The 9,810-nt window shown below is 52.9% G+C and carries 5 protein-coding genes; 2 read left to right on the top strand and 3 right to left on the bottom strand.

The window, feature by feature from the left end; all coding sequences use genetic code 11:
* Positions 1-199: hypothetical protein (locus ACX80Q_RS16870; protein WP_459331693.1), on the top strand; the 199-nt coding region annotated here is incomplete at its 5' end.
* A gap of 11 nt (positions 200-210) precedes the next feature.
* The gene (locus ACX80Q_RS16865) at positions 211-804 is read left to right on the top strand and encodes a hypothetical protein (protein ID WP_459331692.1); all 594 of its coding nucleotides are present in this window, start codon (positions 211-213) and stop codon (positions 802-804) included.
* Positions 805-2,197: 1,393 nt separating this feature from the next.
* Here ACX80Q_RS16865 and ACX80Q_RS16860 read toward each other — a convergent pair.
* The 3 genes from ACX80Q_RS16860 to ACX80Q_RS16850 form a co-directional block, all read right to left on the bottom strand.
* Entirely contained in the window at positions 2,198-5,857 is a 3,660-nt protein-coding gene (locus ACX80Q_RS16860; protein WP_459331691.1) for a hypothetical protein, read from the bottom strand.
* Positions 5,858-6,118: 261 nt separating this feature from the next.
* A complete protein-coding gene (locus tag ACX80Q_RS16855; RefSeq protein ID WP_459331690.1) occupies positions 6,119-6,301 on the bottom strand; it encodes a hypothetical protein in 183 nt (60 codons plus the stop codon).
* A 265-nt stretch (positions 6,302-6,566) separates the two neighbouring features.
* Positions 6,567-9,365 (bottom strand): TrlF family AAA-like ATPase, encoded by a 2,799-nt coding sequence (locus tag ACX80Q_RS16850; RefSeq protein ID WP_459331689.1) that lies wholly within the window; start codon positions 9,363-9,365, stop codon positions 6,567-6,569.
* Between the last annotated feature and the right edge of the window lie 445 nt (positions 9,366-9,810).

Here is a 9,810-nt window from a genome sequence, read left to right as displayed (position 1 = left end):
CAAGGCCGTCAAGACGGCAGAAAGTGGTCAGGTCAGGGCTGTGGAAGGTAGCGTTGTTCACGAGGGCCTTGTGGAAGAGGGATCAGATCTAGACAATCCGATTCTCTCCCACGGCCCTCACCTTGTTTCGGACCAACTCAACGAACTTCAGCTCACCATGCTGCGGCGCTCGCTACACCCTCAATCCGGAAGAGCCTAGAATCCCTACTCATGTGGAAATCAAAGAAGAATGGAACTACGGTAAATTCGGCGACTCAGGCCCAAGAGATGTTCGCAGACAGTAAAGGTATCAACTCGTTGGAGGAGGTTGTCCTTCGCCATGCTCCCTTCAGGGAGGCTCTTGATCAGTTCGAAGACATGCCTTGGCGTGAGCAACAGCTAATAATGTCTCGAGTTCGCATGCAAGAAGAAATGGTGAGTCTGAAACAGCTGCCAATCGCCATGGGCATCTTCACAATATTCATTGGTGGCGGAGTGACTTGGTTGATTAGAACGCCGAACCTATCTGCCGGGCTTCTTTCCATCTCGATGCTGATAGCCGCGGGGGTACTTGGTGTGATCCTGGTTGCAATGCGCCAATCAAGAAGGCGGGACTCCCATTTGCATGCGTGGACCGAGGCCTTTAGGGCAAGCCACGGGTTGAAGACCAAGGAGCAGGAAGAGCTCATGAAGCGGCGTGTTGCGCTGCAGTCAGCCGCCACCGAGGCACCTGAAGAATCGGCGTCCCCTCCAGATCTTGTCGGCATCAATGCGCTTGCCCGCGGAGCCAAGAGTTTCAGGAAGCTACGCTGGGTCAAAGCCTGATCGCAGTTTATCTATGAGCAGCAGCCAAGGCCTACATTCTCGGATTCACGAAAGTACCATCCCAGGCGCGAACTCGACCGGCTGCCCACCATATGATGCTGGATACGCCCCAGGCAGAGCGGCATTCAGTGGGCCGGGAACTCTGTGACCTTCGAACCGAAACAACCCACGCTGACCGTCCAGAACTATAAGCGCACCGAACTAGCCACGAAAGCTATCGCCGCAGGTCAAAGTATGTTGATTACTCAAAACTCATTGTCAGCTATCAACGGTTATGAACCCCGCTTTACAAGCATAGGCTTGCCACACCTTGCCATTACCCCGTACTGGCCCTTGTTTCCGCGGGTACATCTGAACAATGGCAGGTACTAAACACTCTCCAGTTTGCGTTGATTCTGGAGAGTTTATGGCGAGTCGGTCGGAACTCCCGTCCGCTTCTTCAGATGGTGATGATTCTAATAGTTTTAGACGTTACCTAAACCCCAAGAATCCGCAGCAAAACGGGGTTTTCGATAGCCGACGAAGACCGTGGAACAACGACACGTTTTGGACCAAAGCATTCGTTTCCGTGTCGACTAGATGGTACTCGAATTGGTCGAGGAAAGTGCTGTGCAACGACGAACATGCTATCCGGAGTGAGAGCGTTCGCCGGCGCAGAGTCTCGGCCGTTTTCCCTCCCAAACAACTTGACCACAAAGAGCGAGCTCGCTCCTCATCAAGCTGGCAAGAAGTCCTGCGCAAAGAATCAGGCCGGGATCCACAAAGACAATTGCCAGCACCCTCATCCTCGGGACAGCAGACAATCTGACAGCGCCCCCGGAGCATTGCCACTCCCCTACGGACGCTGCCACGCAAACTCGGTTCGAATCAAAGCGTGTCGTTTCCGTGTCGTTGGGCCAAAAACGGGGCAAACTAAAACCCCTCCAACCAACGTTTCCGCAGCTAAGAGGGGCTCTCGGGTGGGCGTCCTACAAGGCTATTCGAAACAAAGTAGCGGGTCGGCGAAAATTTGTTCTTTGATGCGTAAAATCAAAACCTGGCCAGTGTTGGAGCGTGTCGAGTCGCCCATCCCCCGGCGCTTCAATCAGATCAAGGGTGAGTGATCCGCACAGTTCTTCGCCGACTACCAGGCTGGATTGCCTGTCAAGGAAATGGCGGCCAAGTACGGCATCCATCGCGGCAGCGTCAGCAAGCACCCGCGCGAGCATGGAGTGCCTCCGCGCAAAGTAGGCCTATACGTTGAGCAGACTCTGGAAGCCGTCAAGCTATACATACGAGGCGAATCGCTGGTGGCAATCGGCAAACGGATGGGCGTCGACAAAGGAGCGGCACGGCAGCGGCTAGTTGAGGCGGGAGTGGTGATGCGAAGTTCGCATGAGCATCTGCTCAAACCCTAAAAATCAAACCCCTCTTCGATGCGCTGCGCCTCTTCATCATGTTGCATTGCTTCGTTCCTATACCCCTCGGCAACCTTGCGAAGCAGCCTAGCCGTCCTCGGCCATTCGTCAGTAATATTTGCGGCATAGCCCTCATACTGCTCAGCCAGTGATCGTTCTTGTACTCCGCCGTCGGTCATCCCCCTCGATGTAACCCCTCTCTTGTTGTAAATAGCTACACCGAAGTTACGGTCAATGACCTCGGAACTATTATTTTCCAAGAAATCACGAACAGGACGGCATGGCCAAGTAGCACCATCGCCGTCAGGTTTTGCAAATGCGAACACTTGACCTATATACGCTTCACCAGGATCAAGTCGACCAGTTAGAGCTAGAAGCTCACGCACCTTTAGCACCCATTGCTCCAGCGCACTTTCATCAATTTCACCGGACTCCAAAGATGTACCTGGAACCATTCTCCAGCGGTGCAGGAGATTCCATGCGTTCTCGGCTACGCCCTTAGGCCGCTCAGTCTCTTCTTCCTCATCAGTACCTTTGTACATGAGGCTGATGATCTGGACGAAAAACTCCGGCGACGTTGCGAGCCAAGATTGCAGCGCCTTGACACTTGCCGAACTATCAAGTGCAGGCAAGAGCCTCCACTGGAGAAGCCCTAGTCGCTCAACGTCGATAGTGTTAGCCTGATCAACGTAGTCGAGCAGGGCGCCAATGTCGTACTGAGACAGAACACGCCGCTCCAGATCTTCTGCCGAAGAGAATGCCTCGAACAGTTGAATAATAAGCTCCACGTCCAGCTTGAACTTTGCGTTATGTGAATACATCGCCAAGAGATCCAACGCGACAGCGTAGCGTCTATTTTTTCCAAGTCGCTCAGCCGTTTCGTTAATAAGTTCAAAATCACCTCGGCCATAGATCTCAAATTCAGACCAGTATAGGTTCTCTATTTCTTCGCCGACTTCGGCGAGGCTCCCCCATACAGTCGGAAGGTTTTCCGCTAGTCGATACACCCTAGCTGCAACCAGTGGCACCTCGACGTGGCGTCGAGCAAGAGCAATGATGTTATCCGAATTACCAGCAAGAGTCGTGGCGATCGCCGCGCGGGCAAATTCCGGCACTCCAGGGTGGGTATCGACTACGAGCGGCGCTAATGAATCAACATCAAGTGCAATCGTTGACGAGGACGCCGCAGAGTAGCCAACACTCCATGGAGTTTTTACCCTTTGGGCGAGCTGACACAGTCCGAGTAGACCTAGCTGTTCGTAAACCTCCTCCGCAGCTACCAACTGACGGCGCGTTAGCTCCTCTTGGTACTTTTCGTAGTCGTCGCGGCGGGTTACATCACCTAGATCAGGCATATGTTCAAAGAGCCATTCGACTCTCCCTGTCCCAGCAAGCGGTTCAAACAATTCAGCTACAGAATCCAGGGCCAAGAGGACCGATTCTTCTAACGCCCAATGGGCGTCACTGAATTCTCGATGCCTCCGAATCAGCGACATCAACTCCTTCCAGATCGATTCGGAGATTTCCTGGTCAAGCTCTTTTGTTGCAGCGTCCTTGAATAGCCCCAGCACGCGATCTCGCAACTCCACCGTGAGATCATCCAGCTTCTCCACGAGATCTACGAGTCGACGCGGATCCGCTTCCGCAAGTCCAAGGCTCAATGCAACAACATGGCTGACCGCCTCGACGTATTCGGACATCGAAACATTAGAGCTCGCTACGCGCTCCTTCCAGTCATGGAAATCAGGGCGACTGGACTCCACCACGGAGGATTGTGATCCAGGGTAGAGGCCGAGCAATAGGTCCCAGGTCTTCTCCGGATAGCTCCTGGAGAACTTCGACAGGACGGCATTTCGTGATTTTAGGGAAGCCCCTGTTTGGGGGCGCCAAGGGAGAAATAGTCCAATCAAAGCACTCACTGGCCGATTCGATAGCGCGCCCCCTGGATCTCTTAGCGCCAATGTCATCATCAATGATGAAGCCGCACCAAAATACTGCGGGGACCAAGCGAGAACCTCAAGTGCCCATTGCAGATAAACGTGCGGGCTTGTCGGTGAAAGAAATCCATGATCGGCATCAGCAAAGACACCTTCTTCTAATGGACCGCCGAGCTTCAACGCAAGCCCTAGCGCATCCAAGAATGTATCAGGTGCCGCCTCAGCTAAGAGCGACAGCACATCGAATAGAGATTCCCAGAGTTTGCCCGTATTATCTTCGTTGGCCCGTAGGAACAAGGCCCGAACGACCAACTGAGCCCAACCGCTGAGCGTCTGGCCGTCAACCCTTCGATCAGCTCCACTTTCCAAGGAACCCAAGACGGCCAACATGGAGGCGAGCCCCTTGCGTAAATCAGCTGAATGACTACGCACTTTGCCGTCGATGGCAGCCTTCCATCGCTCCTCGCGCGGTAGGTCAAGCTTTGGATCAACAGCGGCAAGAACCTCCTGCGCAATGACCTCAAGACTCCGCAAGTCATCTCCGGTAATCCGATTAACTACCTGCGTTATGGAATCCGTGTGATCGAAAACTTTCCACGCCGCTCCCACACGCGTAAAGACAGGTGAAGCCCCACTCAGCCACCGATCCATCTCGTGGTGAAAGACATCAAGGGTCCCGGAGATCCGTTCAATCGCGGCAATGTCGCCAGCGAGGCCCAAGTTCCAGGAACCTAGCAACCAGGACCTTCGCGCAATAGCCGTGTCCGCGAAACCCGTAACGGTGACGATTGCGAGACTCGAGACGCCGATCAATTGCCGCTTATAGAGCGGTACGCTTTTGTTGATAGCTTTCGCTAGCTTGTTAACCCGCTCTTTCTCCACTCCGTTCGCCTCAAGTAGCTTCTCGGCGTCGCCGATGGGAACAGGGGGCAGCTCAATGTCCGCAGACTGACCAAGAGAAGTATGCATTACGATATGGTGCCCGTTGATTAGATCCGCTTGGCGGACCAAGGACTCCTCAAAAGGAACAAGAATCAGCAAACCCTCTGTCCGCCCTAAATACGCCAAAGCTCCTGGCTCGAAGACGACGAGAGAGCGGTCGAGCAAACTCTGCCTCGTCGCTGGATCAGCTGAATAGACTACTGCCGCAACAAAACTCAAAACATCGTCGGGATCCGGCGCCGCGATCCACATACGCTTTGATACATCATTAGATATCGCCATCAGGAGCTGAGTAGCTTGATCCCTACGGCCCGCGATCAGGAGCTCTGGGGATAGCAACCCCCGAGTACCACTCGTGAAGCTCTCCCACCAACTGCCCAGAGTCTGGACACCATTGGCTGGCACACCGATCTCTTCAGAGAACCAAACGTGAGTCCGGGGCGAAGTCTCGAGTGTCGCAAGAAGATCAGCAACTGTGCGCACCTGGACGTTCGTCCATTCATTGAGCGCGGCCTTCTCCGTCGCCCATTCGTGACCACCCGCCCAGCGGTGTGGCGTCACAAACACAAAGGTAGTCACACTTCGATCGATACCTCGAGAGTCCTTGGTTCGCTCGTCGTAGTCCTTGTTCGCTTTCTTCTTCGGGTCGTTGCTGGCACCAAACTCCCAAACGCTGCGCCCAGCTGGCACAAATGGAGTCTCGATCGGCGACGTCACTAGACCGTCATACCCTGAAAGGTTGACGTGCTCGTCTCCAGGCATGGTCAGCTCAGTCACCTGCGGGACTGTCGCTGCGATGAGATTACGAACAAGGTTCGGCAACTTCGATTGTGCCGGCTGGCTCTTAGCCCACTCTTCGATTTGAAGCTGACCAGCTAAATGCGGGAGCCGATAGTTCACCAGATAGCCCCAAATCGACGCGTGCAGCTTAGATCTATCCGCGTTCGTCCTGTCAAGGTACCCCCAAATTTATTGCATTTCATCGTAGGTATTCTGCCACCTATTGTGACATCAATTATGTACCGATCAAGCTTCTGACTACGCGCCATGCTCCGCTAATCGATGCGGATCATCGACGGCTACCCGGTCGATGATCCGCATAGCCGTAGCGAAATATAAATCGAGATCGATCAGATCAAGGGCGAGCAATCCGCACAGCTCATCGCCGACTACCAGGCTGGAATGCTCGTCAAAAAGATGGCCACCAAATACGGCATCCACAGTGGAAGTGTTAGCAAGCAACTGAGAGAGCATGGAGTGCCACCAAGCAAGGTAGGCCTAGACGCGGAGCAGATCCAGAAAGCCGTCAAGCCATACATACGAGGCGATTCGCTGGCGGCAAACAGCACACAGATGGACGTCGACAAAGGAACGGTAGGATAGCGGCTCGTTGAGGTGGGCTTGGAGATGCAGAGTCCGTACGACCACCTCTTGCGCTGAGACTCATCAACAATCCAGGCCAGTAGTCTTTTCTGGCATTCGTTTCCTATATCTTGTACTTGTCTTTTCTTTTCTGGAAGGCGGCCTGTCCCCCATCCAGCACTATACAAGCGTGTTCCCGTATGCCCTGCGCTTGAAGGACATGGCGATTGCTCTTGTGCGGACGTGAATGTTCCAGGGACCCCGACAGGTAGTCGAAGGTTCTCTCACCTTTGTTCCGACGGTCACTTCCATGGCGGTTAGCGACTATGACCTGCTCTGAGTCTGCGCCGATGACAAGATTGGCATTGTGGCTGACCATGATAATCTGGCGCCCCCTCTTGCGCTCGACAAGATACGGAACGATCGACTCATATATCGAGCGACTATCCAAGTCATCCTCGGGTTGGTCGATCAAAAGTGGCCATGGTTCCTGAGCCTCGTTGAGGATCAACGTCAACGCAAATAATGCCTGCTTCCCTGGCGTCATGGATGATTCAGCGAAGCCGCCAATTCCGTCGCCGTCCAGAGTTGCACTGAAGCGGACCTCAGGGGTTGCAGAAAGAATATCCGCAACGACAGCTTCTGGGGTGTATCCACGATTCAACTTCTGACTCCCTGTCGCCAGATCGGTAAGAAGTTCAGCTGGACTCGTGGCCGCTTTTGCCATGTCGACGCGCTGCAGATCATCCTTCACTATCCAAACACTTCCAGCGTTCTTCTTGAGCGGGATACCCAGATCCGTAAGCGCCACTGGGTCAAAATCAGTCTCCATGCCAAAGGTCAATTGCTCCAATGACCTCACGCTAGCGCCGAAGACCTGTTCCAGCTGCCCAAGGGATTCGGTCTGACGCGCTCGGGCTCCATCGATAAGTCCCGGCTGTTTGTCTCTTTCAGCGATCTTCTTCCCGAGCGCGGTCTCTAGAGTCTGGATCTGATCGAGCTTTGCCTGCTCCACCTGCTTCTTAGCGAGCAGTCCATCGACAGCGGTATTTGCCTTGTTTCGAACAATAAGATCGGCATTTTCAGCGTTGACCTTAGCTGTATCCGAAATCAGCTGTACGTCCTCGGAAGCCAAATTGATCCGATAGGAGAGGAGTTTCGTCTCGATAGCAGCCTGCAAAGTCCTCTGCGCCTCAGCGGTCAAGACGTCGATCTCCTCCGCCAAGTCGACCGGAAGACTCGCCACGTCTGGATAGCTCGAGATTTGAACACGAACGGCGCTATCTGCAATTTGAAACGTCCCGTCTGCCTTTCCGTGGACCACGTAGGGTTCAAGCTGCCGTATGGACGTTGCAACGACATCCCTGTCGGACGCCAACTTCACAAGGCTCGTAGAGACAGCCTGATAACTTTCCATGTCTTCGGCGCTCAGGGTTGAATCTACCTGTCGCTCGATTACCTGGCGATCAAATTCGTTCCGTGCATTCGTTATGGCGGTCTTATCACCTATCTGTTTAATCAATTCACGTTGTTCGTCAACTTGACGGTTGGCCTCAAACCACTCCGACACTGCTTGCTTGATAGCCCCCACAACTTCTTTTGTCACCGCCACATGATGTTCGAAAGCGACAGCAACATCGTCATACTTACGAAAGAGCGCCGGCCGGATCTTCTTGTTGATCTCCCGAGGTTGTTCACTTATTTCGTATAGAGAATTTTGAGGGATATAGATAACTTGACCTTCAGTGACGGTAGGGTCAGCCCAGACCACTTTGCGTTCTTCGGCCGCAACCGCAGCCCAAGTGTAGGCCGCGGCTGGTCCTACTTTTGATTCGTCTTGGCCGCTAGCAGCACTCTGTTGCTTAACGGTGTAGGCGGGGTCTACCGCGTGAGCAATATAGGCTAGGAGCGCCGACTTGCCCGACGATCTACTTCCGATAATTGACGTAAGGTTTGAATTGAACTTTACAGACTCTGGAAAGATTGACGAGCTCGGAAAGCGTATTTCACGAATAACCTTGTACGGCTCTTTGACGTCAGGCATAGACTCCTGCAAGATGACCCGCTCGGCTGGTTCGATTAGCGTCTGCTGTAATCCTTCAAAAGTTGGATCAGCTTTGATCCAAGTTATATCCGTGCGCGACCCATCTGCCCTAGTCTGCTTACCTAACGTGTTCACAAGTTGATCAAAATTGTGAGCATCCGAACCACCAAATACGGGTTTAGGTCGGGATACTAGACTTTTATTCTCATAGCGATTTTGTTGCAAATACCAGTCCCTGCTACCCGTGTTGCCAAAGATTGCATCGGCTTGCTTGTCGATCTCGTCAACAATTACGGCCTTTCGCTGTACCCCGGTGCCACCTGCCCGGATGCCATCACCCTTGGCGGAGACAATGAAGAGTACATTATCTGAAGGTGCCGCATCCTTTCCGAATACTTCCCTGATAGCCTGAGCAATCGATTCTTTAGATACGGTCGCACCATTAATAAGAGTCGCACTAGTCAGATCGACACAACTAAGTTGAATTCCACCATCGACATGCTCAGAAGTTTTCAGCGCTTGACAGAATCTTGTTGCTTTTTCAATGGGCAAATCGGGACGAAAAATTAGATGAGCGTTTACGGCCTGCCCATCTTTATTAACAATGTCGGTCAAGCGTAATTCAAGATTAGGGAGAAGTACTTTACTACTTTCAGAGTAGAGCTCAATGAAACGATCACGCACGGAGTAGAACGCGTCTAAAGAGAAATAATCTGTAAGACCAATGACCTCAACGTCAGATTCTTCAATAATCTTACAGAAACGATCAATGTCCGGCTTACCAGAAATTGTTTCGTAGCCGTTATTTAGCTTCGTCCCCGGGACATGTACATGCAAATCCCATTTTCGCCATTCAGATCCCAAATCGTATCGCTTCATTCCCCAATATCCTTATATCATTTGAGCCGTGATGAGGCTGCCAATTTATCTACGTGTGTTTATTGTGACATCATTTTTCAATCGGTCAAGTTCATTGCGGTACGCGACTCTGTCCGATTACTTGGCCCCGCAATCGTCGATCGAATTGCGGCCTACATGACGACGGTGAGCTAGGCATCTTTCGTCAACACACAGCTTCATTGATGCTTCCGCGATTAACGAGTCTTCTTATCAGGTCCCTCCACACCGCACGGCTAGCGCCGCTTCGCCCCAGTATGGCACAGCCCTCCGACACGGATTGCTACAAAAGTTCCCAATGCCAAGATCCTTGCTCTACCGCCAAATTGCGGTCAATTGGGCCGCACACGCATCGACGAACAAGCGCTGGCGACGTAACTATCAGCTCGGAGCCTCACGGCATGGTAGAGATAGTTCATGTATCCGG

The organism is Arthrobacter sp. HLT1-20 (assembly GCF_054510895.1).
This window is presented reverse-complemented; position numbering and strand designations above follow the sequence as displayed.

Excerpts from the sequence above, each read along its gene's own strand:
- ACX80Q_RS16865 (WP_459331692.1), top strand. The coding sequence starts at position 211 with ATGTGGAAATCAAAGAAGAATGGAACTACGGTAAATTCGGCGACTCAG.
- ACX80Q_RS16850 (WP_459331689.1), bottom strand. The coding sequence starts at position 9,365 with ATGAAGCGATACGATTTGGGATCTGAATGGCGAAAATGGGATTTGCAT.